Source organism: Burkholderia sp. BCC0044 (assembly GCF_902832955.1).
Lineage (GTDB): Bacteria > Pseudomonadota > Gammaproteobacteria > Burkholderiales > Burkholderiaceae > Burkholderia.
The window spans coordinates 1,689,071-1,713,917 of record NZ_CADFDO010000002.1 but is presented as its reverse complement, the minus strand read 5'-3'; the positions used below and the strand labels follow the sequence as shown (position 1 = coordinate 1,713,917).

Sequence of the window (24,847 nt, the reverse complement as noted above, 5' to 3'; positions counted from 1 at the left end):
GCAATATGAAAGTGTATGACAGCGTAGTTTATCTATAAAAACGAAGGCCGGTATCATCCGGTACGTTTGGAGACAAGCATGATACTTCGGATCACTGATTTAATATTGCGACTTTTATGCTGGATCGCGATCGCACTATCGACTTCATTAGCCGGCCCGGCATTTTCGCAGACAGCGGTAGGACGTCCGCCGACGGTGTCGGAGCCATCGGGCCTCAATCTCGGATCCACCAGCTTCTTCGACGGATTTTCGGGATTGGCAGGCTGGTCGTACCTCGGTGAAGCTCGCTACTCGACTGCAGATTCGATCAAGAACGCAGATGGCAGTACGAACAACGCGTTTCGTCATCCCCGTGTCGAAGCATTTACGTGGATCAATCACGTGGCCTTCACATCCCCATGGCACTTGGCGGGGGGGACATTGGGCTTCAATGTCATCGTTCCGGTGACTCGGCTGCATGGGAGTTTCGACCGGCCTGGAGCAAGCTTGTCGGGCGGCGGCACGGCGCTTGGTGATATTACGTTCGGACCGCAACTTCAGTACGCGCCAATTCTCGGCTCTTCGGGGCAGCCTCTGTTTGTCCAGCGCTTCGAGTTAGACGTGATCGCACCTACCGGACAGTACAAGCACAACGCTGATCTCAACCAGAGTTCCGGGTATTTTTCCCTGAATCCGTACTGGGCAGCTTCGCTATTTCCGCTCCCCAAGATCGAGATCAGCTGGCGGCTGCATTACCTGTACAACTTCAAGAATCACGATCCGGCCGCAAGTTATCCGCTCGCGTTCGACAACCAGCCGGTCAGTGATACGCAAGCGGGTCAGGCAGCCTGGCTCAACTTCACGACATCCTACGCGCTTACGCCATCCATGCATCTCGGCATCAACGGCTATTATTTGCGGCAGCTAACGGACCACCGGATCAATGGCACATCGGTGGCTGGGCGGGAACAAGTGTTGGGTATCGGTCCGGGCATCTTTTGGCAGATGAAAGGTAATCGGGCGCTCTGGCTCAATGCCTATACCGAAACCGCCGTGCGAAACCGCACGCGCAACAGCCTCATCGTACAGGCGCAACTTGCGACTCCGTTTTGATGAAACGCTCGTGCGATTGCGCCAAGTTCGCACGAGAATCCCTAACCGGTGACATCATCGGATACGTAATGAGCGGGGGAACGTACAAATGCGGCCTCGTCGCATCACGTGCCCCCGCTTCGGGCGATCCTGCCGCACAGAACTGTCCGTTAAAAATTGGAAAATTGCGGGATGTTGTTGAGACGACAACGAGGAACTCATGGCGGGACGCAGAGGGTTCACGCACGAGCAGCTTGTACACGCTTCATGACGTCTGGCCGTCCGAGGATCGTTGGACGTCCGCAGTCGCCTGCTTTCCCTTACTCACGAACTGGCTCGGCGGAACGCCGCAGATACGCTTGAATACGCGACGGAACGCTGTCTCTGACGTATAGCCGAGACTTTCGGCGAGACGGCTAATGTTGCAATGACCGCTCTTTAGCCTCAGGCGCGCCAGGTCGACACGCCATTCCGTCAAGTAATCGATGGGCGAACTGCCGACGATCGCCGCAAAGCGGACTGCAAAGGCGGTGCGGGACATTCCCGCATGGGCGGCGAGACCGGCGACTGTCCACGCATGACCGGGGTCCTTATGCATTGCTGCCAATGCTTTCGCAATACGATAGTCGCCTAGTCCGCGCACCCATCCCGGTCGATCACTCGACTCCGTGACTAGATAGCCTCTAACAGCACTGAGCAATACTGTCTCCGCAACAGCGCGTGCCATGGCTGTGTAACCCGGCAGTTCATTCGCACATTCTCGTGCGAGGAAGCGAAGCGATTCTGCCGTCCATGGAGATATATGCGGATCATCAGCCCGGAACATGATCAGTTCCGGAAGTGCGCTCAGCACGCGGTGGCGTAGCTCGCTCTTCATCCCGAACGCTATGCCCAGCAACACAGTGGACTGGCCCGAGCCGCCCCAATTTAGAGTCACCGGCCTGTCAGGCTCCATGTCGCGCAGGTGATCGAGCCGTACTCGACGAAACAGATCACCGATGTCCGTAGGCGGAATATCATCGCTACTGCAGAGCACCACCGAATCGCTCCCTGCGGTCAGCAGCACAGTTGCGCCCGGCTCCAACCACTGTGGTATCGCATCCCCGTATCGCAACCAGCATCCTCCCCCACTTGCGACGGTATAGCTCGCGACGGAGGGCGCGTCCACAAAGCGCAGGCTCCAAGGCTCGCACAGACTGATGGTGCCGATGGCCGCTGAGCCCAGCGAAAGCGACGCCAATATTTCACTGACCGAGTCCATTTCTACTCTCGAACGAATGCGGTGCTTCTCTGAACGATCAGTACGCACCGACGACCAAATCCACCGGCATCATACGCGTTCCTGAGTGCATGCCGTCGCGCTATATGACAAATTCATCTGCGAATTTTTATCGACAGTCGAATCCCCAACGCGGTATCAGTTTGCGTATCGCCCTGTTCCAACCCGGAGCTTGGGCCGCAATATGAAAAGAGAGGTCTGTCGAGGTCTGTCGGCGTCGATTTCAATCATCGCGGCATTGGCTCTTTCAGGTTGTAGCGGGGACATCCTTAATCCTAAAGGTAGCGTCGGAGCCGCCGAGAAGGCGCTGATCGCCACCTCGACATGGGCGATGCTGATCGTCGTCGTGCCGGTGATCCTGCTGACGGTATGGTTCGCGTGGCGCTACCGCGCGTCGAACCGCAACGCCACGTATGCACCGAACTGGTCGCACTCGACCGCGATCGAGGTGGTGATCTGGACGGTGCCGACGCTGATCATCCTGTTCCTCTGCGTGCTCACGTGGAAAACCACGCACGAACTCGATCCATACAAGCCGCTCGAGTCGTCGGTGAAGCCGATCGACGTCGAGGTCGTCGCGCTCGACTGGAAGTGGCTGTTCATCTATCCGGAACTCGGCATCGCGTCGGTGAACCAGCTCGCGATTCCGGTCGGCACACCGGTGAATTTCCGCATCACGTCGGATTCGGTGATGAACTCGTTCTTCATTCCGCAGCTCGGCGGCCAGGTCTACGCGATGGCCGGCATGCAGACGCGCCTGCACCTGATCGCCGACGAAGCCGGCGACTATGCGGGCACGTCCGCCAACTTCAGCGGCCGCGGCTTCTCCGACATGAAATTCCGCACGCTTGCCGAGCCGCGTGAGCAGTTCGACGCCTGGGTGCGGAAGGTGAAGGCCTCGCCCGACCGGCTCGACGCGACCGTGTACGGCACCGTCGCGCAGCCGAGCGAGAAGGCGCCCGTGCGCTACTTCTCGTCGGTCGATCCGCGGCTCTTCCACAACATCATCGCGAAATACAACGATGGCCACGTCCTCGATCTGAAGGACGCCGCCTGCGGCACGAAGGGGTAACGCATGTTCGGCAAACTCACACTATCGGCGATCCCGTTCGATCAGCCCATCATCATGGTGGCCGGCGCCTTCATGGGGCTGGTCGTGCTGGGCATCCTCGCCGCGCTGACGATCACCGGCCGCTGGAAGTGGCTGTGGACGGAATGGCTGACGACGGTCGACCACAAGAAACTCGGCGTGATGTACATCATCGTCGCGCTGATCATGCTGCTGCGCGGCTTCGCCGACGCGATCATGATGCGCATGCAGCTCGCGCTCGCCTACAACGCGCCCGGCTACCTGCCGCCGCACCACTATGACCAGATCTTCACGGCACACGGCGTGATCATGATCTTCTTCATGGCGATGGTGTTCATGGTCGGCCTGATGAACCTCGTCGTGCCGCTGCAGATCGGTGCGCGCGACGTCGCATTCCCGTTCATCAACTCGCTCTCCTTCTGGATGACGGCCGTCAGCGCGATCCTGATCAACATCTCGCTCGTGATCGGCGAGTTCGCGCAGACGGGCTGGCTCGCATATCCGCCGCTGTCGGAGCTGCAGTTCAGTCCGGGGGTAGGGGTCGACTACTACCTGTGGGCGCTGCAGATCTCGGGCGTCGGCACGCTGCTGACCGGCGTGAACTTCTTCGTGACGATCATCAAGATGCGCGCGCCCGGCATGACGCTGATGAAGATGCCGGTGTTCACGTGGACGGCCCTTTGCACGAACGTGCTGATCATGGCGTCGTTCCCGATCCTGACCGCGACGCTTGCGCTGCTCGGCCTCGACCGTTACCTCGGCATGCACTTCTTCACGAACGAAGCCGGCGGCAACGCGATGCTGTACCTGAACCTGATCTGGGCGTGGGGCCATCCGGAGGTGTACATCCTGATCCTGCCGGCGTTCGGCATCTTCTCGGAAGTCATCGCGACGTTCTCGAAGAAGCCGCTGTTCGGCTACAAGACGATGGTGTACGCGACCTGCGCGATCATGGTGCTGTCGTTCCTCGTGTGGCTGCACCACTTCTTCACGATGGGCTCGGGTGCCAACGTGAACGCGTTCTTCGGCATCATGACGATGATCATCGCGATCCCGACCGGCGTGAAGGTGTTCAACTGGCTGTTCACGATGTATCGCGGCCGGATCGAATTCACGACGCCCGTGCTGTGGACGATCGGCTTCATGGTCACCTTCACGCTCGGCGGCATGACCGGCGTGATGATGGCGATCCCGGGCGCGGACTTCGTGCTGCACAACAGCCTGTTCCTGATCGCGCACTTCCACAACGTGATCATCGGCGGCGTGCTGTTCGGTTATCTCGCGGGCTTCAACTACTGGTTCCCGAAGGCGTTCGGCTTCAAGCTGAACGAGAAACTCGGCAAGGCTGCGTTCTGGTTCTGGCAGGTCGGCTTCTACGTCGCGTTCGTGCCGCTCTACGTGCTCGGCTTCATGGGCATGACGCGGCGTCTGAACCACTACGACAACCCGGCGTGGCATCCGTGGCTGCTGGTCGCCGCGTTCGGCGCCGTGCTGATCGCGATCGGCATCGCTTGCCAGCTGCTGCAACTGGTCGTCAGCATCCGCAATCGGAACCTGCCGGCGTACCGTGACACCACGGGCGATCCGTGGGGCGGCCGCACGCTGGAATGGGCGACCTCGTCGCCGCCGGCCGACTATAACTTCGCGGTGATCCCGCAAGTGCGCACGCTCGACGCGTACGCCGACATGAAGGCGCGCGGCGATGGCCGGCCGAACCCGGCGGCGATCCGCGACATCCACATGCCGTCGAATACGTGTGCGGGCCTCGTGGTCGCGATCTTCAGCCTGGTGCTGGGCTTCGCGCTGGTATGGCACATCTGGTGGATGGCGATCGGCGGCCTGGTCGGCATCGTCGCGACGCTCGTGATCTACAGCTCGCGTGACAACGACGGCTACTACATCCCGGCGACGAAGGTGCGCAAGATCGAAGAGAAGCAACCGGCGGCGCGCGTGGCCACGCGTGTCGACGACGTGGAACTGGAGGCCAACTGATGTTGCAGAAAACCTTGAGCGCAACCCTGCTCGAACACGACGACCATCCGCCGTCGCACTCGGTGTTCGGCTTCTGGCTGTACCTGATGACCGACTGCGTGATCTTCGCGGCGCTGTTCGCGACGTTCGCGGTGCTCGGCAACCAGTACGCGGGCGGTCCGACCGCGAAGGACCTGTTCGACATTCCGGGCGTCGCGGTGGAAACCGCCGCGCTGCTGCTGTCGAGCATCACGTACGGCTTCGCGATGCTGGCCGCGTACAAGCAGCGGCGCGGCGCGCTGCTCGCATGGCTCGCGGTGACGTTCGTGCTCGGCGCGGCGTTCCTCGCGATGGAGCTGCGCGAGTTCTCGCACCTGACCGCGGAAGGTGCGGGCCCGCAGCGCAGCGCGTTCCTGTCGGCGTTCTTCACGCTGGTCGGCACGCACGGGCTGCACGTGACGGCCGGCCTGCTGTGGATGATCGTGCTCGCCGGGCAGATCGTATTGCGCGGCGGCGACCTGACCGATCGCGACCTGCGGCGCCTGACGTGCCTGAGCCTCTTCTGGCACTTCCTCGACATCGTGTGGATCTGCGTGTTTTCCTTTGTCTATCTCGCGAGCGTGATCTAAATGGCTCATTCGCATTCGTCTCAACTCGAAGAAGGGCACGGCAGCGTCGGCGGCTATGTCGCGGGCTTCATTCTGTCGGTGCTGCTCACGGCCGCGTCGTTCGGCCTCGTGATGGGCGGCGTGCTGTCGCCGCACGCATCGCTGATCGCGCTGGCCGCGCTCGCGTTCGTGCAGATCGTCGTTCACCTCGTGTACTTCCTGCACATGAACGGTTCGTCGGGTCAGCGCTGGAACGTGATGGCGTTCAGCTACACCGTGCTGACCGCGGCGATCCTGATCGTCGGCACGCTGTGGGTGATGCACAACGTCAGCATGAACATGATGTCGCGTTGACATTGCGACGACGCACCGGCAGACCTGTTTGACCAAAAAATGGCTGATCCGACCTAGCGGCAATAGATGCCCGTTGGGCGAAATCATCGCAACTGGCCGGCAAGACCTCGACGCCTAGCCTTGAGCTTATCCCAAGTACCACGTGTAGTCCCTATGGTTCGTCAGTTAAACCGATCACCAGCTCTTGGGCAACACGTGAAGACGCAGTACAGATATGTTCTGAAGGAGAGTCATATGAGTATGCTGTTTCCGACGACACCTGAATTTGTCGGGCTTTACGAACCAAGCCGTGTTGAGGCCGACGTTGTGGATCTTGAGGTCGAAGGATCTCTGCCGGAGAGTATCAAAGGAGTCTTCTACCAAGTGGCTCCCGATCCGCAGTATCCCCCGATGCTTGGCGCCGATATCTTCTTTAACGGTGACGGTGCCGTCAGCGCATTTCGGTTCAGTGACGGTAAAGTCAGTCTGAAACGGCGCTACGTGCAAACCGAAAGATTGCTTGCCCAACGTCGGGAACACCGTTCCCTCACCGGGGTTTATCGTAACGTCTTTACGAACGACCCTTTGGCAGCGCGGAACAACAGCACTGCCAACACGACAGTGGTGAAGCACAATGGTGTCCTGTTGGCGCTCAAGGAAGACAACCTTCCATACGCGATGGATCCCGACACTCTTGAAACCATCGGCGTATGGGATTTCGGAGGGCAGGTGCGATCGGCCACGTTTACTGCCCATCCCAAAGTGGACCCGGAAACCGGTGACTTGCTGTGCTTCGCCTACGAGGCCAAGGGCGAGGGTACACCGGATATCGCGTACTACGAGATCGCCGCGTCAGGTGAGGTGAAGCGCGAAGTCTGGTTCAAAGCGCCGTATGCTGCAATGATTCACGATTTCGCCGTTACCGAGAACTACGTCGTATTTCCGGTGATCCCTTTAACTGTCGATCTCGAGCGAATGAAAAGGGGTGGCCAGCACTTTCAGTGGCAACCCGACCTTCCGCAACTCTTTGGAGTTCTTCCTAGACGCGGCAACGAAAGAGATGTGCGTTGGTATTACGGGCCGGCAAATGGGTTTCAGGGACACACGCTGAACTCCTTCGAAGAAGGAAGCCGCGTTTTCGTGGACATGCCGGTCGCGGACGGGAACGCTTTTTATTTTTTCCCGCAGGAAGACGGCTCATTCCCGCCACTCGAGACCCTCAAGGTGTCATTGATGCGTTGGACGTTCGATCTTGAATCGGAGATCGATGACGTTGAACCCGAAGCGCTGACGGACTTCCCGTGTGAGTTTCCGCGCTGCGATCCTCGATACATGGGAAAAACATATCGACACGGGTTTGTGCTCAAATTCGATCCGTCCTTGCCATATGATGGGAAGTCGCTTGGCGCACCCCCGTTCCAGTTTTTTAACACGCTGGCGCGAGTCGATGTCGTATCGGGCGATACTGAGGCGTGGTTCGCCGGCGACGCGGAGTGTTTCCAAGAGCCGATCTTCGTCCCGCGCAGCCCGGACGCGCCCGAAGGTGACGGATTTGTCATGAGCGTTCTCAACCACCTGCGATCTAAAACGACCGAACTTGTGGTACTTGACGCGATGAAATTGTCATCGGGGCCTGTAGCGCGTATCAAAATCCCGTTCCGGCTGCGAATGTCATTGCATGGCACCTGGTCACCGCTCTGACCCACCACTGTAAACCGCTTCCATTCTGATGTTTGAAAATGGAAGCGGTGACAAGTCTCCTCGCTATGCAGCGGCGGCCGCGTTCATGGCAGAATCGGCACCGCTGCTCCAATCGACAACAGCCATCCCACTCCGCTCGTGACCGTATTGGATCAATTGATTGGGAACCCGTGCCGCATTGCACCGGTGCAGCGTACGCAATCTCGGCTTACTCGTATGTAGCTGAGGCGTGAGGGGAATCACGCCGAACTCCCAATGCGCGCACCGTCTGTTAAAGTTTCTCAGTGCAGCCACGTCATCAAGATAGTCGCGAAGACGACCATCGCCGCACCGCCGATGCGTGTGGAAATCTGCGCGAAGGGCATTAGGCCCATTCGATTCGAAGATGACAAGATCGCCACGTCTCCCGTTCCTCCCAGTCCACTGTGGCATGCGGTGACAATCGCGGACTCTACTGGATACATCTTGAGCCAAGCACCGACGAAGAAACCGGAAGCGACCATCGAGAGGACAACCGATGTGCAGATCACAAAATAGCCGGGCGAGAAGGCGCTAACGAGCTTGTCCCAGGAGACGAACAACGCACCGAGCCCAACCAGAATGGAGAAAGTGAGATTCGTCGACATGAACTTGTACATTTGATACGCACCGACTTCCATCGACTCGGGAATCGCGCGGCACACTTTCAGTAGTGCTGCGGCGATGATCATGAGGACGGGGCCGGGTATTCCGGTCAGCGGTGCAAGAAGGCCACCCACAATAAAGAGCGTGCAGGAGAGGAGCAAACCCAACCCCATCAGTCGCAAATCCAATGCAGCTTCCGCTTTCTGCGCCTTCAGCAGTTCCTGGTCCTCGCCGGTTTTCACCAGCATTCCGTCTCCGCTGAAATGACGGTGTTTCTCGCCGAATCGGCTGAGAACACCGCTGGAGAGAATGGCAACGACGTTGCCGATCAGCGCAGCTGGCACCATAGTCGCGATGAGATGCCCCTGGGCTGCGCCGGTAATCTCCGAATAGCCGATGGAAAGCGGCAGAATGCCTTCACCGATGCCGCCACCAAGAATCGGCATAACGATGTAGAAGAACGTGTGCTTCGGGTCGTAGCCGAACATCAGGCCGGCAGCGACGCCCGCTGCGATCGCTGCAATGGTTCCTACGAGGAGCGGCACGAACATCTTCAGGAAGCCCTGAATCAGGATCTTCCGGTTCATTCCTAGGATGCTGCCCGCGACAAGACAGGCGATATAGAGATATTGAAGATTGGCGGTCTTCATGGTAGTTGTGATCGCCTTCATCGCGGCCTCGTCCATGAGCTTGTAGCCAAGCAGAGCTGATGGCACGAACAGACAGAGAATGGCAGGACCGCCTATATGCCGAAGAAGCGGAACTCTCCGGCCTATTTCTCCGAGCAGCATTCCTGATAGCATGAGCACCGCAAAGCCACCGATCATGTCGTTGGGCAGTTTCTTCGTCATGGCCGCCGCCGCAGTGACAACCACAAGCACGGCGAACATCGGAGCCGGCATGCCGCCGATTCTGAAGTTGACGACCGTCGAGCGTCGCGCTATCGGCGGAGAGCTTGTATCGGCACGAGAGGATTCCATCAGATGTCTCCAATATTTATATCTACATCGCCTGGCTAGCAGAGCCAGGCGGAACAGCATCTCAGTGCGTCTATGCACAACGCACCTGGCTGGAATCCGGTCAGGCGGTGCGTTGCTGCCGGGGCAGGTCGATCTTCATCCACGAATGATCTGCGTAGTGGCGGCGTTCGAACGCAGCGATGGCATCCTCCTCGCTGAGCGTCATGCCGATCATGTCTAGCCCTTCGACGAACATTCGCTTCTGCCGGGCCGGCAACTGGAACGGGTACTCGCTGCCGTCGAAGGTCCGGACTACTTGACGCTGCACATCAATCGTCAGCGCGGCCGTTGCGGCGTTTTCGGTCCGTTCGATGAGTTGCGACACGACGGACGGGGCCAGCATGATGAGCAGCAACCGATTGTTGAGCGCATTGAAATAGAAGATTTCGCCGAAGCTCGGTGCGATAACCGCCTCGAAGCCAGCCTGTTGCAGGCCCCATACCGCATGCTCCCGGCTAGAGCCGCACCCGAAGTTTGCTCCCGCCACGAGGATGTTTGCACGTTCATACCCGGGACGGTTCAGCACGAAGTCCTGTCGTGGCTCGCCGGATGGCTCGTAACGAAGGTCGTAAAGAACCCCGCGTGCAAGACCTGACTTGTCGATGCCGAATAGGAACTGCTTCGGCATGATCTGATCGGTATCGAGGTTGTTCAGCGGAAGCGGTGCCGCAACGCCTCTGATGGACACGTGTTTAGTCATGGCTGAATTCCTTGCGTACGTCTACGATGCGTCCGGCCAGCGCGGCGGCTGCCGCCATCGCGGGGCTCATCAGATGTGTGCGTGCCCCGCGGCCCTGACGGCCCTCAAAGTTTCGATTGGTCGTCGATGCGCAGCGCTGGCCGGGTTGAAGAATGTCGTCGTTCATCGCGAGGCACATCGAGCAGCCGGGTTGGCGCCATTCAAATCCGGCGTCAATCAGGATCTGCGCGATGCCTTCGCGCTCGGCCTGCTCGCGAACAAGGCCTGAACCGGGTACGACCATTGCACGCACCTCTTGCGCAACCTTTCGCCCTCGCACGATCTCCGCGACGGCGCGCAGATCCTCGATTCGCGCATTGGTGCAGGAGCCGATGAATACATGGTCGACTGGGAGGCCGTCGATGGGTTGTCCGGCATCGAGGCCCATGTAGGCGAGTGCCTTGGATGCGTTGCCGCGCTCGACAGGTTCATCTGACAGCGGCGGGATCTGTTCGGTCACCGCGATGGCCTGATCGGGACTGGTGCCCCAGGTGACGAATGGCGCGACGTCACTTGCGTCGAAACTATGCGACACGTCGAAGGTCGCGTCGGCGTCAGACTTCAGCTCCTTCCACTGTTCGGTCGCACGGGCGAGCTCCGTTGGTGAAAGATCCTTGATGCGTTCCGCGACGTAGGTCACCGTTGTGTCGTCAGGTGCGATCAGCGCGCCGCGTGCCCCGGCTTCGACGGTCATGTTGCACAGGGTCATGCGGGCTTCCGCGCTCAGCGCCGCGATCGCGGGCCCAGAGTATTCGACGACAAAACCTCGCGCACCCTGAGCGCCGATCTTCGAAATGATGTAGAGCACCAGATCCTTCGACGTCGTGCCGCGGGGCAAAACCCCCTCCACGTGGATGCGCATGTCGCGTGCGACGCGGTAGATCAATGTCTGCGTCGCGAGTACGTGTTCGACCTCAGACGTCCCGATACCGAAGCCCAATGCGCCGAGCGCGCCATAGGTGGTCGTGTGGCTGTCGCCGCACAGCACCACCATGCCGGGCCGGATTAGGCCGAGCTCCGGCGCGACTACGTGCTCGATGCCTTGCTCGCGGTCTTGTACGTCGAACAAATGAATGCCGTGTGCCCGGCAATTGCGCGTGAAATTGGCCGCCTGATGCGCCGCTGCATCGATGAGGATGGTGCGGTCCTGAACCGGCACCGGATGCGTCGGAATCACGTGGTCGACGATGCCCATCTGCTTCTCCGGACAACGGACGGAGAGTTTTTTTTCGCCGAGCCCGGCAAATGCCTGGGGGCTCGTGTACTCGTTCATGATATGCAGGTCGGCGTACAGGGCGACGTGCTGCTCGTCGACGTCGAAGACCGTATGGCGTGTCACGATCTTCTGGTAAAGCGTCTGTCCCATCTTTCCTCCAGTCTCCGTATCCCGTTGATGCGGATGTCCAACGAAGTGTAATTGGGCGACTGGAGCAGTAAAATGGATGACCACTTAACCTATTATTAAATATAACTTTAAAATGGACCCAATCGCAGACCTCGAATTCTTTGCACGGCTGGTGACACAGGGCAGTCTGTCCGCGTTGGCTCGCGATCTCGGTGTGACGCCGCCGGCCGTGAGCGCGCGACTGAGTCAACTGGAGCGCCGTTTGGGCGTGAAGCTGCTGAATCGGACCACGCGTCGGCTTGCGATGACGCACGAGGGAGAGTTGTATCTTTCGACTGGATCGAAGCTGCTCGAGCAGGTTCAGGAACTGGAGCGGATGGTGTCGAGCAGTCGCGAGCAGCCTCAAGGCCTGTTGAAGGTCAATGCGACATTCGGTTTTGGACGACGCCACATCGCTCCCGCACTATCCGAGTTTCGGCGGCAGTATCCGGAAGTGGATGTTCAACTGGAACTGACCGATCGCCCGATGAACCTGGCCGAACTGGCCTATGACGTCGGCATTCGTTTCGGAGAGCTACCGGATCAGCGGCTCGTGGGCAGAAAGCTCGCGTCGAACCGGCGCTTCGTCTGCGCGTCCCCCACGTACCTCAAGAAACACGGCATCCCGAAAACCCCCGGAGAATTGCGCAACCAGATGTGCATCGTCCTGAGGGAAAACGATACCGCGTATGGCACCTGGCACTTCACAAAGGGCAAGCGCCACGAACTTGTCAAAGTGCACGGCGCGATGAGCAGCAACGATGGGGAGGTCACGCTCCAATGGGCCATCGACGGTCATGGAATACTGGTCCGGTCCGAATGGGACGTACAGACGTCGATCGATTCCGGCAAGCTGACGCGCGTACTTGCCGACTGGTCGTTACCGTCGGCGGACATCTATGCGACTTATCCGGAGAGGTTGAACCTGTCGGCAAAGGTCCGCGTGTTTGTCGATTTCCTGGAGACCCACATCAAGCCGTAGATCGCGGCATTCGAGAGATGCATGTGACGTGCGGCTGCGATGAACAGGAGGTCGGCTCGAGAATCGCACGATACGTCGGAACGAGTGACGATGACTGAAGCGGCGGCCGAACTGATAGCTAGTTGATTCGGCAGCGCGGCAAGCGTGCAATGACCGTGAGACCGCCTCCTTCGCGCGGCGCGGCATGAATATCACCGTCGTGCAATGCGATTGCGCGACGGGCGATCGCTAGACCCAAGCCGGTACCCGACACAGATTGCATGATTGCATCTCGTTGCTGCGGCTCGAGGCGATGGAATGGTTCAAAGATGTCTTCGCAGGACCCGGCGGGTACGCCCGGCCCCCTGTCGCTCACGCGGACTTCGAGCCAGTCGGATTTCTCGCCTGCCTCGAATGACGTCAACGTACGTGCGCATACTTCGACGGCGGTGCAGGCCGCGGTGTACTTGATTGCATTGCGCACGACGTTTTCGAGTGCGCGATAGAGCGGTTCTCCGGCGACTTCCGCCACAAAGCTGACGGGTGCATCTAAGGTCACGATGCAGCCGCGTGACTGGGCCTCGAAGGCGGCATCCTGCACGATATCAGCCAGCAGTTCTATGATGTCAACACGCTCGCGCGGAGGCGACATCGCGCCGACCTCCAGTTTGTGCAGGGTCAGTAGTTCTTCGATGAGTTGGTTGAGCCGCTCCGTTTCGCGGCTAATGCGCTCTACCATGCCGGGCGCTGATTTCGCGTCCTGCTGCATGAGGCCGATCGCCGCCTGAATGCGGGCCAGCGGGGAGCGCAACTCGTGCGACACGTCATGAAAGAGTTGCCGCTGCCGCATCGAGGCATGTTGCAGGCGCGCGGCCATTTCATCGAACTCGCGGGCCAGGAACGTGAACTCATGAGGGCCACGGTTTCCGAGCGCGGGCAGGACGCGCACGTCGAAGCGAGCCTGAGCAGCGTCTCTCAGTGCCTGACTCAAATGGCGCACCGGCGTGGAGATATACCATGCCAATCCGACCGCGACGGGTAGGCTCACTGTGGCACCGGCAAGCAGCAGGATTAGCGCCATTGAAGGCGATCGATCGTCGGGCGGGTGGTGTCCGCTTGCGTAGAGATAGAGTCCACCGAATGCAAACGCCATGATCACCGCAAGCCAGAGCAGGAAGAAGATAGGCCAGAACAGGTGCCTGAAGCGCAATTGCATGGCTTAGTCCGTCAGAAGCTGGTAGCCCATGCCGCGCACGCTGACAATCCACGGCTGGCCGTCGGGGCGCGGCCCAAGCTTCTGGCGGATGCAGCTTATATGCACGTCGATGCGTCGGTCGAAACGCGTCAGTGGCTGCTCGAATGCCTGCAACGAAATTTCTTCCTTACTGACAAGTCGGCCAGCATGACGGGCCAGCACCTTGATCAGGCTGAATTCCGTTCCTGTCAGATCGAGCGGCATACCTTGCCAGGTGGCGCTGCGATTGGAGGGCCACAGCGAAAGCGGACCGGCGTGGATCGGGCCGATGGCACCGGCCGCGCTCGCGCCCCGCGCTCGCCGAAGAATTGCTCGCAGGCGGGCGACCAGTTCGCCGGGCGTACACGGCTTGGGCACATAGTCGTCGGCGCCGAGATTGAGGCCGGAAATCCGATCGATATCATCGCCGCGAGCAGTCAGCATCAGCACCGGCACCGGGCTAGCCACGCGGATGCGGCTCAGTGCCTCGATGCCCGACAGTCGCGGCATCATCACGTCGAGTACCACGATGGCAAAACGCCCCGACAGCGCATGGGCCACGCCGGTTTCTCCATCGTGCGCAATCTCGGCAGCAAAACCTTCGTTGGCCAGATACTGCGCCAGCATGCTGGTCAGCTCGGCGTCGTCGTCGACCAGCAGCACCGGTGTCAAGGAGGAGGGGACAGCGTTCGTCATATGGTCAGGATGCCATGTTAGTGATGCCGATCATAGCTAAGCGCCAGATTTTTACCCAACTTAACCCAGCCTTACGGCACTGAATCTTCCGCTGCGGACAATGGCGTGCATCGGCTCAGGACCGGGCCGGGGAGCTTGCATTGATGAGAGAATTGGAGCGACGACGGCCCCTCGCCATCTGGCTAGGCATGGTCATCGGCAGTGTGGGAGTATGCGCCTGCGCATTGCAGCCGGCTTACCTGCCGCCGCCGACGACCACGGCCACCGGCTGGCACGCCGAAGTGGCCCACGGCGGCAAGGTTGAAAACCTGATCGACTGGTGGAGCCGTTTCGACGACCCAGCGGTGGGCGAGTTGATCCGCGTGGCCGAGGCCGGCAGCCCGACGCTGGCCAAGGCGGTAGCCCGTATCAGCAGTGCACGTGCCACCCTGGCATCGAACAGCGCCGATGCGTGGCCGACGCTCACAGGCAGCGCCTCCATCGCGCGGGCCAAGTCCAACGTCTCCACGGGTAGCGCCACGTTTACTACCCTGGCGACCACTCGCAGCGGCGGGCTGGACGCGTCGTGGGAACTCGATCTTTTCGGCAAGGCACGCTCGGCGCGCGAATCGTCGCAGGCGCTCCTGCAAGCCCGTATCGACGATTGGCACGATGCTCGTATCTCTCTGGCTGCCGAGGCGGCGGACGATTATGTGCAATATCGTGCATGCCGCCAGCTCGTGCGTGCCTACCAACAGTCGGCGGCGTCGTATGCGAAAACCGAAAAATCGACGAACGCGGCGGTCACAGCCGGCATGTCGGCAGCCTCGGATGGCTACCTTGCGGAAGCCAACACGGCTGATATGACTCCCGCTGTCAATCGGGATTGGTGTTCGGGTTTTCCACGCGTTATTGTTCAAATTTCCTGAGGGCGGCGCAGCAGTACGTCTCGACGGTGGATCACGCTGATATCCGCGGGTTGGCTACCGCATTACAGAGGTCCGCCTGATGAGCCTGCCGCTATCTAGGGACGCAAATCGAATTGGATCCGTTGCGTAGCCGTGGCGCGGGTTACTCGTGTGCCGGGCTACGCCGCCCTCAGGAAACTCCTTGATTGATGGGTAAAGACTCTCGCTCGCCTGCTCAAGCCGCGTGCTTCTGCGGTTGCAACGCAAGTGACATGGCGAGTTGGCTAATGTCCCAGATAAACCCGCTTAGTTCGCGGGCGACCGCGACCACGGCGATGTTCTTCTGTTTACCGCGTGCCACAAGCGTTCGATAGCGTCGACACAGGCGCACCTGCGCATCCCAAGATCGATCCACGATGGGTTTAGGAATCCCTTCGTGGCGGCGCTGAATCTCGGGACTCACGCGCGCCGGATGCCGATAACTCCATGCCGATTCGACGAGCAGCTTTCTCGCGTAACTGTTGCCGTTCTTGGTGATGCTGCCCTGACGGCGTTTCTCGCCCGACGAGTGTTCGCTCGGTGTTACCCCCAGCCACGCCATCAACTGGCGCGGATGAGTGAAGCGTGACAGATCACCCAACTCAGCAAGCATGCCGACCGCCGTGGTGAACTGCATGCCGCGCATCGTTTGCAGACCCAGTACTGCCGGATAAAAACGCCAGGCAACCACGGCCTCGCGCAGCGCAGCTTCCAGTCGATCGCATTGCGCAAGACGATCCTCGATCGCGCGTCGATGCTCTTCGAACGCTAACTGCTGCCATGTGCTGTCGAACGCAAACGTGCTCAGCCAGCGCCGGTGTGCTGCCCTCCAGTCGGCGCGGCCGGTATAGCTGACCCCATGCGAAAGCAGAAAGGACTTCAGCCGCTGCCGCGCACGCTTCAGATCATCCTTGGCACTCACCCATGCCCGTGCCAGATCGCGAAAGGCTTCGTCTTCGACGGTAGGGACAAAGACCTCCGACAGGTCGCCAGCCCTGAGAGAACGCACCAGTTTGATCGCGTCACGCCGATCGGTCTTTACGCGTTCCCCCGGCTTCCTTGGAATCAGAGACGGTGCACACACCATGCAGTCGATTCCCTTCTGCTGAAGTTGACGGTAAAGTCCGTAACCACATGGGCCCGCCTCATAGACAATACAGATACGCGACGCCTTCGATTGCAGGCGCTTGCATAAGCGATCGATATCCGTCTTCGTGGTGCCAACCTTGCCGAGCAGTTCAACCTCGCCCATGCCGAACGCATAGGCGGCCGTGATCGACTCCTTATGGACATCGAGCCCGACGTACAGCGTGCTATCGTGTTCCATGCTGGCCTCCGTGCCGGAAATCGCCAGGTGCGGCCCTGTCCGCACCGTGCGGCTCTGGCAGCAATGCTAACCCGCGCTTGATTCCTCACGGCAGGCCAGCCTTTGCCCCGCGGGAGTCATACTGACTAGCGCGAATGCCACGGCTACGCAGCAGAAGGTAGCCTGCGAGGAACTGGTCAAGTCGCTGGCGGCGCTCACGGGGGCCGACGAGCCGACCTTGCGCGGAATTATCGACCGGCCGGGCGCCCCCGAATTGCCGGAGTCGGCAGCCTTCAGCGTGGAAACCATCCCGATCGATCTGGTTCGACAGAGGCCGAGCCTCGCATCGTCAGAACGTACGCTGGCTTCAGCCTATGCCGAGATCGGGAAAGCCCGCGCGGATCGCTTGCCGAATATTTCGTTGTCCGGTTCGGTCACGTTGTCCGCCACCAATCTGACTTCTCCACTTTCAGCCTGGTCGCTCGGGCCGAGCCTGTCAATCCCGATGTTCGACGCTGGCAAGCGCAAAGCAGCGGTAGATTCGGCAAGGGCCAGCTATGAGGCGCAACTTGCCGACTACCGTAGCTCCGTGCTCACAGCGATTAAAGAGGTCGAGACCGCGCTGGTCGATCTCGATGGCGCGGCCCATCGTAGCGATGATGCGCGACGTTCAGTCGAACAATACCGCCGTTACGAGCGGGCCACGGAAGCCAACTGGCGCGGCGGCTTCGACACACTACTGACGCTGGAGCAGGCGCGACGTTCGTTGACCAGCGCGGAAATCTCCTATATCGAACTGCAGCGGGATCGCGTCCGGAGCTGGATCGCGCTCTACAAGGCGCTGGGCGGCGGTTGGCAAACCGGCGGCGCTTCGACGTCGACTGCTGCTGCCGAGGCCGCCGCGATCGCCCCTGACGTTCAAGCCCTCTTGCAAGGAACCACCCCGTGAAGCTGACTCCCCGGAGCGCCGCATTGGCTGCCTTCATCATAGTTGCCGGAGCCGCCGCGTGGTGGCTGAGGTCTGGCGCGCTCGCACGCGCTGAAACGCAACCGCCGCCGGCCGCGCTGACCGTCAGCCTGGTCGCCCCCCGTTCTCAGGACTGGCCGCAGACCATCGAGGCCAATGGCACTACGACCGCCTGGCAGGAAGCGGTGATCAGCGCCGAGATCGGCAGCCTGCGCATCACGGAATTGCGCGTGGATGTCGGCAGCGAGGTCAAGCGCGGTCAACTGCTTGCGCGTTTGGCGGATGCCACGGCAACCGCAGACCTACGCAAGCAGGAGGCAGCCGTCGCTCAGGCCCGCTCAAACCTGGAGCAGGCCCAGGCAGATCTGAAGCGTTCCAGGCAAGTCGCCGATAGCGGCGCCGTGGCCGCTCAGAAACTCGACGAATACCGCATCACGGAAGCGGTGGATCGGGCCGCGCTGGCGTCGGCCGAGGCCGAGTTGCAGAACAAGCGAACCGTGCTGTCGCAAACGCGCATCATGGCCGTAGACGATGGCATCATTTCGTCGCGCGCGGCCCTGCTGGGCAACGTTGTCAGCGCCGGGACGGAGATGTTCCGGCTCATCCGGCAGGGGCGGATCGAATGGCAAGCCGAGGTCGATGCGCAACAGTTGGCGCGAATTCGCCCGGGCCTACCTGCGCGCGTGACCTTGCCGGGTGGCAAAGTGATCGACGGCAAGGTGCGGCTGGTGTCACCCACGCTGTCGACCAGTACTGGCCGCGCCATCGTCTACGTGGCGCTGGACGGGCATGACGCCCAGCCCGGCATGTTCGCAGGCGGAAGGATCGCACTGGGTACTACGCCGGCGCTGACGTTGCCGGAATCGGCGCTGGTGCCGCGCGATGGCCGCACCGACCTGTACGTGCTCAATTCCGACGGCGCCACGGTGACTCGGCGCACCGTCGTCACCGGACGTCACCAAGATGGGCGTGCCGAAATCCTCTCCGGACTCGATGCGGGCACACGCGCACGGGTGGTGGCTAGCGGAGGCGGTTTTCTGTCGGATGGCGCACACGTGAGGGTGTCGACGCAGAAGGATGCCGGGGGCGGGCAGGGGGGGCTGCTGTGAACATCTCGTCGTGGTCGATCCGCAACCCCGTCCCCGCGTTGCTGTGCTTCACTCTACTGACCGTCTTCGGGTTGATCGGATTTCACAAACTTCAGATCCAGGATTTTCCTGACATGGATCTGCCGACCATCAACATCTCTGCTTCGCTGGAGGGCACTGCGCCGTCGCAGTTGGAAAACGAGGTGGCGCGCAAGATCGAAGACAAGCTGACTTCGCTGTCGAAGCTAGACCACATCACCACCAAGATCACCGACGGCTCGGTCAGCATCAGTGTGACATTCAAGCTGGAGAAAGACCCGCAGGCTGCCCTCAGCGAAGTGCGCAACGCCGTGGATAGCGCGCGTGCCGACTTGCCCGGCGAGATGGCTGCCCCGACGGTGTCGAAGAACGATGCCGCAGGCTCGGCACTACTGACTTATACCGCAAAATCACGGTGGATTTGCGAGAATCGGGCGAGACGTGCAGCCGTCACCGCGTGTTCCGGTTAATGCGGACAGAAGGTTTGCGCGCCGAGGTTGGCTACGGCAGCAAGCCTCGCTATCGTGGCGGTCCGGTCGGCGTGGTGGCCAATGTCCTAAATCGGGAGTTCGCCCCCGACGCGCCGAACAGGGTCTGGGTTACCGACATCACGTATATCCGAACCTATGAAGGCTGGCTGTATCTGGCGGCGGTCATGGATCTGTACTCGCGTCAGATCGTCGGCTGGGCCACGCGATCAACGATGACCAGCGACCTGGTATTGCAGGCTTTGCTGGCTGCAGTCTGGAAACGCAAACCGGGCCTCGGCGTTATGGTGCATTCGGATCAGGGCAGTCAGTTCACCAGCGATGACTGGCAGTCATTCCTGAGGGCTCACCATATGGTGCCGAGCATGAGTCGTCGCGGTAATTGCCACGACAACGCCGTTGCCGAAAGCTTCTTCAGCGCATTGAAGAAGGAGCGAATTAAGCGGCGCATCTACCCGAACAGGGCTACTGCTGCCACGGACGTATTCGATTACATTGAGATGTTCTACAACCCGATTCGCCGGCATGGTTCCGCCGGCGACCTGTCACCTGTAGAGTTTGAGCGGCGCTACGCGCTAAACGGCTCGTGAGTGTCTATGAAACTCTGGCCGGTCCAAGCAGGCAAACGGGGATGTCGTTTGCGGGGTGTCTTCTAGACGCAGCTTCGCGACCGGCTCCTTGAGCCGCTCGTTCTCATCCTCGAGTTGCTTCAGTACGCGGACCTGGTTCGATTCCAGGCCCGCGTACTTGCTTCTTCCATCGATAATACGGCTGCTCTGATAGCCAGCGCTGCTCCTCGTGCGCGGCTGCAATCAATTGCTCGCCCAGACTTCGATCCTTCTCCGGTTGCTTAACCGTATAGGTCGCTACCCGGCGGCGCACTCCCGGGTAGCAACATGCCTTGCGTGCGCCCCCACCGAGTCTTCATCAAGTTCTTCTGATTTCTAGGGTAAGAGAGAACTCACTGGCCGGATGGCTACAAGAAACGTCCCAGGGCATGTTGAGTTGAGCTAGAGACAACGACGATAACCTTTGCAGAATTGCTTTGTTAGAAATTTGGCAATGGAAACGTATAGTTGGCCATCAGAGCCTACGTGAGTGTTTCATAGGCACGCGCTAGTTTCGCTCCCGAAGAATAAAGACAGACCGGTCTTTCTTCTTGTTTGGCATCGCATGATGGCAGCGATACCCCGCATGCGGGAGCGGATTGATTTGAATCGCTGTTTTCAGCATTGAAAGACCGAGAAGTCATGTCCGATTTCATCATTGTCGACACCACGCCTGCCGATCATCGTGCACGGCCGTTGATTGAAGCATTGATCGACGAGTATTCGACTCGTTATGCGCCGTACCGGGTAGATAGTCGGGGCGAGGCCGAGCACGAACTGGCGCGTTATCCGGCCGAACTATTTTTACCACCCGACGGCGCGTTCATTCTTGTCATCCGCGATGGGGAAACCGTTGGGGGCGGCGCTTTCAAGCGGTACGATGCGCAGACGGTCGAACTGAAGCGGGTATGGACACACCCTGAGTGGCGCCGACAAGGGCTGGCGCGGACGATCGTCGCAGCGCTCGAGCAGCGGGCAAAGGAGCAAGGGTATCGTCGCGCGTATCTGACAACGGGTGTCAGGCAACCGGAAGCGTGGGCGCTTTATGTCGATACCGGTTACACACCGTTCTTCGACGTTTCCAACGTACCTGAAATCGATGTCAGTCTCCCGTTTGGCAAGGATCTCCTCGATCCCCAGCGGACTGATTCGCTTTCCGATCTGACCGCACGGGGGTTCCAGAAAGCGACGCGCTGATACACGTTCTTTTACTCACCATCAAAAAAATGTGCTGAACAGAGCATTAAAAATTAAGGAATACATATGACAAAAAAGAAATGGATCGCCGGTATCGTGGCGAGAACATCGATTTTCGCGATGATTTGTGTTAGTGCCGCTGCAACGGCAGCAACGTTCGATCTCAGTCCGGAGCAGAACGGCCGGCCTCGAGCCCCAGTAGACCCGGTTGCCCTGCGTGCGTTGCCCGCTACAGCTAAGTTTGCGCAACCGGACACGTTGACGGTAGCGATCGGTGCGTACTTGCCCCCTCTGAGCACATACGCTACCGATGCGCGTACCGTGGTCGGATTCGATCCCGATCTAGCACAGCTTGTAGCAGACAGTCTCGGACGCAAGTTGAAGATTGTCCCGGTCGCATGGGCGGACTGGCCGCTGGCCCTCGAATCGGGGAAGGTAGATATCGTACTGTACAACGTGACAGTCACCGAGGAACGGAAGGAGAAATTCGACTTTTCGACGTACAGGAGGGATCAGCTCGGATTCTATGTGAAGTCGAACAGCAAGATCCCTGCGATTCGTGAGCCGAAGGACGTTGCGGGCTTGCGAGTCATCACGGACGCCGGCACAAATCAGGAGAAGATCCTGCTCGACTGGGATCGTCAAAATGTTACGCACGGCCTGAAGCCGATCTCGATCCAGTACTACGACGATTATGCGACTGCCGGGGTAGCGCTGAGGGCAGGGAGAGCCGACGCAATCTTCAGCGTGAATGCACAACTGGCCTACCAGGCTGCGCTTCGGGGAGATATCCGTCTAGTAGGTACCGTCAACGGCGGCTGGCCGCGCACGGCCGATATTGCAATAGCGTCTCGCAAGGGAAGCCGGCTGGCTGAGCCCCTGACCCTGGTGCTAAACGATTTGATCAAGGATGGCAAGTACCGTCAGGTCCTGGACCGATGGAGCCTTGCATCCGAAGCCATTGACACGGCACAGACAAATCCTCCCGGACTCCCTAAGCAATGATCGGTTTTGTGCTTGGTGACCAGTTGAACTGAACTTCAGTCACGTCTTATGACATATTCACTTTCCCTGCTGGACAAGAGCCCAATCGCCGACGGTGCGACCGCCGCCGACGCGCTGCGCTTCACGACGACCCTCGCGCAGCGTGCCGAACAGCTCGGCTACGCGCGCTTCTGGGTCGCCGAGCATCACGGCGCGCCGGGCTTCGCGAGCTCCGCGCCGGAGGTCGTCGTCGCGCACCTGCTCGCGAATACGTCGCGCATTCGCGTCGGCTCGGGCGGCGTGATGCTGCAGCACTACAGCCCGTTCAAGGTCGCCGAGACGTTCAAGCTGCTCGCCGCGCTCGCGCCGGGCCGCGTCGATCTCGGCATCGGCAAGGCGCCCGGCGGGCTGCCGCTGACCACGCGCGCGCTGCAGTGGTTTCACGACAAGGCGAAGAAACCCGACTTCGCGGGCCAGCTCGCCGAGCTCGACGCGTTCCTCGGCTGGGGCGTCGCCGAAGATCACCCGCTCGCCGGCGCGGTCGCGATGCCGGTGCCGCCGCACGCGCCCGAACGCATCCTGCTCGGCGGCTCGCCCGATAGCGGCGCGCTCGCCGCCCGCAACGGCTGGCGCTTCTGCTACGCGGGGCACTTCAACGGCGACGATGCGAATCTCGAACGCTCGCTGGCCGCGTACCGCGACGCAGGCGGCACGCGCCCGCTCGTCGCGCTGTACGCCGTCGCCGCACCGACCCGCGACGAGGCCGAGCAACTGATCGGGCCGCTGAAGATATTCAAGCTGCAATTCGCCGGCGGCCCGAGCTTCAACCTGGCGAGCGCGCAGGCCGCCGCCGAATTCGCGCGGCAAAGCGGCGCATCCGACTACCGGATCGACGAGTTGCGCCCGGCCGTGCTGGCCGACACGCCCGAGCGCGTGCACCGCGCGCTCGACGCGCTGAGCCGGCGGCTCGACGTCGACGCGTTCGTGATCGACTCGCCGGTGACCGATTATGCGGCGCGGCTCGCGTCGGCCGAATGGCTCGGCGGCGCGCAGTCGATCACGCCGCTGCAGGCGGCCCTCGCGGCCGACCATTCGGACCATTCCCTTTCCCCCGACCAGAACACGTGACGCGCCCATGACCACCCGACGATCGATTCCCTTCGGCCTGATGCTGCAAGGCGCAGGCAGCCACATGAACGCGTGGCGACACCCGAGCAACCCGCCGGACGCGAGCATCAACCTCGACTTCGCGATCGGCATCGCGCGCAAGGCGGAAGCCGCCGGCATCGCGTTCGCGTTCGTCGCGGACGGCCTCTACATCAATGAGAAGTCGATCCCGCACTTCCTGAACCGCTTCGAGCCGCTGACCGTGCTGTCGGCGCTCGCGGTCGCGACGAGCAAGATCGGGCTCGCGGGCACGATCTCGACGTCGTACAGCGAGCCGTTCACGGTCGCGCGCCAGCTCGCGTCGCTCGACGCGATCAGCGGCGGGCGCGCGGGCTGGAACGTCGTGACGACGCCGCTCGAAGGCACCGCGAAGAATTTCGGCAAGGCGCATCCCGAGCACGCGTTGCGCTACGAGATCGCCGACGAATACCTCGACGTCGTGCAGGGGCTGTGGGACAGCTGGGACGACGACGCGTTCGTGCGCGATCGCGCGACCGGGCGCTTCTTCGATCGCGACAAGCTCCACACGCTCGACCATCACGGCCGCTTCTTCCAGGTCGCGGGCCCGCTGAACATCCAGCGCTCGCCGCAGGGGCAGCCGGTGATCTTCCAGGCCGGCTCGTCCGACACGGGCATCGGGCTCGCGGGCAAGTATGCGGATGCCGTGTTCACGCATTCGCCGTCGCTCGACGAAACGGCCGCGTTCACGCGGCGCGTGAAGCAGAGCGCGGTCGAGCACGGGCGGCAGCCCGGCGACGTGAAGATCTTCCCCGGCGTCGGCCCGATCGTCGGCCGCACGGCCGCCGAGGCGGAAGACAAATATCAGGCGATCCGCGACCTGCTGACGATCGACGAGGCGCTCGCGTATCTCGGCCGCTATTTCGATCACCACGATTTCACGCAGTACGCGCTCGATGCGCCGTTCCCCGAACTCGGCGACCTCGGCCGCAACAGCTTTCGCTCGACCACCGACCGGATCAAGGCCGACGCGAAGCGCAAGCAGCTCACGTTGCGCGAGACGGCGCTCGCCGTCGCGACGCCGCGCCCGAACTTCATCGGCACGGCCGAGCATGTCGCCGACGAGCTGATCCGCTGGCACGACGCGGGCGCCGGCGACGGCTTCATCCTCGGCTTTCCAGTGCAGGCGCAGGGCGTCGACGACTTCGTCGACCTCGTGATTCCGGTACTCGAGGCACGCGGCCGCTACAGCCGCGACCTGCCGGGCAGCACGCTGCGCGACCACCTCGGCCTGCCGCGCAAGGCGAGCCGCCATGCGGCGCCCGGCGCGGTGCAGAAACAGGACGACGCGGCCGAAGCGCACGCGTGACGCCGACGCGCCGCTACGCGCGGCGCGTCCGACCGACCCG

General features: G+C 61.0%; 22 protein-coding genes and 3 pseudogenes. 16 read left to right on the top strand and 9 right to left on the bottom strand.

The window, feature by feature from the left end:
• The first annotated feature begins 78 nt into the window (after window positions 1-78).
• The gene (locus HWX14_RS16135; protein ID WP_151062700.1) at window positions 79-1,092 is read left to right on the top strand and encodes a transporter; all 1,014 of its coding nucleotides are present in this window, start codon (window positions 79-81) and stop codon (window positions 1,090-1,092) included.
• A 244-nt stretch (window positions 1,093-1,336) separates the two neighbouring features.
• Here the strand turns inward: HWX14_RS16135 and HWX14_RS16130 are convergent, their stop codons facing one another.
• Entirely contained in the window at window positions 1,337-2,332 is a 996-nt protein-coding gene (locus tag HWX14_RS16130; RefSeq protein ID WP_151062701.1) for an AraC family transcriptional regulator, read from the bottom strand.
• Between the two features lie 202 nt (window positions 2,333-2,534).
• Here HWX14_RS16130 and cyoA point away from each other — a divergent pair, with 202 nt between their 5' ends.
• From cyoA to HWX14_RS16105, 5 genes are all read left to right on the top strand, one after another.
• Window positions 2,535-3,422: a ubiquinol oxidase subunit II gene (cyoA, locus tag HWX14_RS16125; protein WP_151062702.1), complete on the top strand. Its 888-nt coding sequence runs from the start codon at window positions 2,535-2,537 to the stop codon at window positions 3,420-3,422.
• 3 nt (window positions 3,423-3,425) lie between these two features.
• Window positions 3,426-5,432, top strand: coding sequence for a cytochrome o ubiquinol oxidase subunit I (cyoB, locus tag HWX14_RS16120; protein WP_174904698.1), 2,007 nt, complete (start codon window positions 3,426-3,428; stop codon window positions 5,430-5,432).
• Window positions 5,432-6,040, top strand: a complete 609-nt coding sequence (gene cyoC / locus HWX14_RS16115) for a cytochrome o ubiquinol oxidase subunit III (RefSeq protein WP_151062509.1) — start codon at window positions 5,432-5,434, stop codon at window positions 6,038-6,040. The genes cyoB and cyoC overlap by 1 nt, the downstream gene beginning before the upstream one ends.
• The gene (cyoD, locus tag HWX14_RS16110; RefSeq protein ID WP_006759069.1) at window positions 6,041-6,373 is read left to right on the top strand and encodes a cytochrome o ubiquinol oxidase subunit IV; all 333 of its coding nucleotides are present in this window, start codon (window positions 6,041-6,043) and stop codon (window positions 6,371-6,373) included.
• A 234-nt stretch (window positions 6,374-6,607) separates the two neighbouring features.
• Window positions 6,608-8,053: a carotenoid oxygenase family protein gene (locus HWX14_RS16105; protein ID WP_151062510.1), complete on the top strand. Its 1,446-nt coding sequence runs from the start codon at window positions 6,608-6,610 to the stop codon at window positions 8,051-8,053.
• A gap of 281 nt (window positions 8,054-8,334) precedes the next feature.
• Here the strand turns inward: HWX14_RS16105 and HWX14_RS16100 are convergent, their stop codons facing one another.
• The 3 genes from HWX14_RS16100 to leuC form a co-directional block, all read right to left on the bottom strand.
• Window positions 8,335-9,657, bottom strand: a complete 1,323-nt coding sequence (locus HWX14_RS16100) for a 2-hydroxycarboxylate transporter family protein (protein ID WP_151062511.1) — start codon at window positions 9,655-9,657, stop codon at window positions 8,335-8,337.
• Between the two features lie 100 nt (window positions 9,658-9,757).
• Window positions 9,758-10,396, bottom strand: coding sequence for a 3-isopropylmalate dehydratase small subunit (gene leuD / locus HWX14_RS16095; protein ID WP_151062512.1), 639 nt, complete (start codon window positions 10,394-10,396; stop codon window positions 9,758-9,760).
• On the bottom strand, window positions 10,389-11,801 hold the full coding sequence (leuC, locus tag HWX14_RS16090; RefSeq protein WP_151062513.1) for a 3-isopropylmalate dehydratase large subunit: 1,413 nt from the start codon (window positions 11,799-11,801) through the stop codon (window positions 10,389-10,391). The genes leuD and leuC overlap by 8 nt, the downstream gene beginning before the upstream one ends.
• Window positions 11,802-11,913: 112 nt before the next feature.
• Between leuC and HWX14_RS16085 the strand changes: the two genes are divergently transcribed.
• Window positions 11,914-12,801, top strand: coding sequence for a LysR family transcriptional regulator (locus HWX14_RS16085; RefSeq protein WP_151062514.1), 888 nt, complete (start codon window positions 11,914-11,916; stop codon window positions 12,799-12,801).
• Between the two features lie 118 nt (window positions 12,802-12,919).
• Here the strand turns inward: HWX14_RS16085 and HWX14_RS16080 are convergent, their stop codons facing one another.
• Together HWX14_RS16080 and HWX14_RS16075 are read right to left on the bottom strand one after the other, a co-directional pair.
• Window positions 12,920-13,996 (bottom strand): ATP-binding protein, encoded by a 1,077-nt coding sequence (locus HWX14_RS16080; protein WP_151062515.1) that lies wholly within the window; start codon window positions 13,994-13,996, stop codon window positions 12,920-12,922.
• 3 nt (window positions 13,997-13,999) lie between these two features.
• Entirely contained in the window at window positions 14,000-14,686 is a 687-nt protein-coding gene (locus tag HWX14_RS16075; protein WP_151062703.1) for a response regulator transcription factor, read from the bottom strand.
• Between the two features lie 167 nt (window positions 14,687-14,853).
• On the opposite strand from HWX14_RS16075, the gene HWX14_RS16070 reads away from it, so the two are divergent.
• Complete coding sequence (locus HWX14_RS16070) at window positions 14,854-15,618, top strand: TolC family protein (RefSeq protein ID WP_151062516.1); 765 nt, start codon at window positions 14,854-14,856, stop codon at window positions 15,616-15,618.
• A 214-nt stretch (window positions 15,619-15,832) separates the two neighbouring features.
• Here HWX14_RS16070 and HWX14_RS16065 read toward each other — a convergent pair whose 3' ends face one another.
• Window positions 15,833-16,963, bottom strand: a complete 1,131-nt coding sequence (locus HWX14_RS16065) for an IS110 family transposase (RefSeq protein ID WP_048984156.1) — start codon at window positions 16,961-16,963, stop codon at window positions 15,833-15,835.
• Window positions 16,964-17,081: 118 nt separating this feature from the next.
• On the opposite strand from HWX14_RS16065, the gene HWX14_RS16060 reads away from it, so the two are divergent.
• The 4 genes and pseudogenes from HWX14_RS16060 to HWX14_RS16045 all read left to right on the top strand — a co-directional run.
• Window positions 17,082-17,891 (top strand): efflux transporter outer membrane subunit, encoded by an 810-nt coding sequence (locus HWX14_RS16060; RefSeq protein ID WP_151062517.1) that lies wholly within the window; start codon window positions 17,082-17,084, stop codon window positions 17,889-17,891.
• Window positions 17,888-19,018 carry an efflux RND transporter periplasmic adaptor subunit gene (locus HWX14_RS16055; protein WP_151062518.1) on the top strand — a complete coding sequence of 377 codons (1,131 nt, stop codon included), beginning with the start codon at window positions 17,888-17,890 and terminating at the stop codon, window positions 19,016-19,018. The genes HWX14_RS16060 and HWX14_RS16055 overlap by 4 nt, the downstream gene beginning before the upstream one ends.
• Window positions 19,015-19,506, top strand: a complete 492-nt coding sequence (locus HWX14_RS16050; protein WP_235349550.1) for an efflux RND transporter permease subunit — start codon at window positions 19,015-19,017, stop codon at window positions 19,504-19,506. The genes HWX14_RS16055 and HWX14_RS16050 overlap by 4 nt, the downstream gene beginning before the upstream one ends.
• A pseudogene (locus HWX14_RS16045) lies at window positions 19,437-20,114 on the top strand (IS3 family transposase); the annotation flags it as partial. The gene HWX14_RS16050 and the pseudogene HWX14_RS16045, both read left to right, overlap by 70 nt.
• Before the next feature lie 60 nt (window positions 20,115-20,174).
• On the opposite strand, the pseudogene HWX14_RS16040 reads toward HWX14_RS16045, so the two are convergent.
• Window positions 20,175-20,307, bottom strand: a pseudogene (locus tag HWX14_RS16040) (transposase); the annotation flags it as partial.
• Window positions 20,308-20,319: 12 nt separating this feature from the next.
• Window positions 20,320-20,430: pseudogene (locus HWX14_RS16035) on the bottom strand (IS3 family transposase); the annotation flags it as partial.
• A 344-nt stretch (window positions 20,431-20,774) separates the two neighbouring features.
• Between HWX14_RS16035 and HWX14_RS16030 the strand changes: the two are divergent.
• The 4 genes from HWX14_RS16030 to HWX14_RS16015 all read left to right on the top strand — a co-directional run bounded on the left by HWX14_RS16030 (window position 20,775) and on the right by HWX14_RS16015 (window position 24,807).
• On the top strand, window positions 20,775-21,329 hold the full coding sequence (locus HWX14_RS16030; protein WP_151062519.1) for a GNAT family N-acetyltransferase: 555 nt from the start codon (window positions 20,775-20,777) through the stop codon (window positions 21,327-21,329).
• Between the two features lie 66 nt (window positions 21,330-21,395).
• Window positions 21,396-22,334: an ABC transporter substrate-binding protein gene (locus HWX14_RS16025; protein WP_174904699.1), complete on the top strand. Its 939-nt coding sequence runs from the start codon at window positions 21,396-21,398 to the stop codon at window positions 22,332-22,334.
• 48 nt (window positions 22,335-22,382) lie between these two features.
• Entirely contained in the window at window positions 22,383-23,441 is a 1,059-nt protein-coding gene (locus tag HWX14_RS16020) for an LLM class flavin-dependent oxidoreductase (RefSeq protein WP_151062520.1), read from the top strand.
• A 7-nt stretch (window positions 23,442-23,448) separates the two neighbouring features.
• Window positions 23,449-24,807 carry an LLM class flavin-dependent oxidoreductase gene (locus tag HWX14_RS16015; protein ID WP_151062521.1) on the top strand — a complete coding sequence of 453 codons (1,359 nt, stop codon included), beginning with the start codon at window positions 23,449-23,451 and terminating at the stop codon, window positions 24,805-24,807.
• Window positions 24,808-24,847 lie beyond the last annotated feature (40 nt).

Excerpts from the sequence above, each read along its gene's own strand:
- HWX14_RS16135 (WP_151062700.1), top strand. The coding sequence starts at position 79 with ATGATACTTCGGATCACTGATTTAATATTGCGACTTTTATGCTGGATC.
- HWX14_RS16130 (WP_151062701.1), bottom strand. The coding sequence starts at position 2,332 with ATGGACTCGGTCAGTGAAATATTGGCGTCGCTTTCGCTGGGCTCAGCG.
- cyoA (WP_151062702.1), top strand. The coding sequence starts at position 2,535 with ATGAAAAGAGAGGTCTGTCGAGGTCTGTCGGCGTCGATTTCAATCATC.
- cyoB (WP_174904698.1), top strand. The coding sequence starts at position 3,426 with ATGTTCGGCAAACTCACACTATCGGCGATCCCGTTCGATCAGCCCATC.
- cyoC (WP_151062509.1), top strand. The coding sequence starts at position 5,432 with ATGTTGCAGAAAACCTTGAGCGCAACCCTGCTCGAACACGACGACCAT.
- cyoD (WP_006759069.1), top strand. The coding sequence starts at position 6,041 with ATGGCTCATTCGCATTCGTCTCAACTCGAAGAAGGGCACGGCAGCGTC.
- HWX14_RS16105 (WP_151062510.1), top strand. The coding sequence starts at position 6,608 with ATGAGTATGCTGTTTCCGACGACACCTGAATTTGTCGGGCTTTACGAA.
- HWX14_RS16100 (WP_151062511.1), bottom strand. The coding sequence starts at position 9,657 with ATGGAATCCTCTCGTGCCGATACAAGCTCTCCGCCGATAGCGCGACGC.
- leuD (WP_151062512.1), bottom strand. The coding sequence starts at position 10,396 with ATGACTAAACACGTGTCCATCAGAGGCGTTGCGGCACCGCTTCCGCTG.
- leuC (WP_151062513.1), bottom strand. The coding sequence starts at position 11,801 with ATGGGACAGACGCTTTACCAGAAGATCGTGACACGCCATACGGTCTTC.
- HWX14_RS16085 (WP_151062514.1), top strand. The coding sequence starts at position 11,914 with ATGGACCCAATCGCAGACCTCGAATTCTTTGCACGGCTGGTGACACAG.
- HWX14_RS16080 (WP_151062515.1), bottom strand. The coding sequence starts at position 13,996 with ATGCAATTGCGCTTCAGGCACCTGTTCTGGCCTATCTTCTTCCTGCTC.
- HWX14_RS16070 (WP_151062516.1), top strand. The coding sequence starts at position 14,854 with ATGAGAGAATTGGAGCGACGACGGCCCCTCGCCATCTGGCTAGGCATG.
- HWX14_RS16065 (WP_048984156.1), bottom strand. The coding sequence starts at position 16,963 with ATGGAACACGATAGCACGCTGTACGTCGGGCTCGATGTCCATAAGGAG.
- HWX14_RS16030 (WP_151062519.1), top strand. The coding sequence starts at position 20,775 with ATGTCCGATTTCATCATTGTCGACACCACGCCTGCCGATCATCGTGCA.
- HWX14_RS16025 (WP_174904699.1), top strand. The coding sequence starts at position 21,396 with ATGACAAAAAAGAAATGGATCGCCGGTATCGTGGCGAGAACATCGATT.
- HWX14_RS16020 (WP_151062520.1), top strand. The coding sequence starts at position 22,383 with ATGACATATTCACTTTCCCTGCTGGACAAGAGCCCAATCGCCGACGGT.
- HWX14_RS16015 (WP_151062521.1), top strand. The coding sequence starts at position 23,449 with ATGACCACCCGACGATCGATTCCCTTCGGCCTGATGCTGCAAGGCGCA.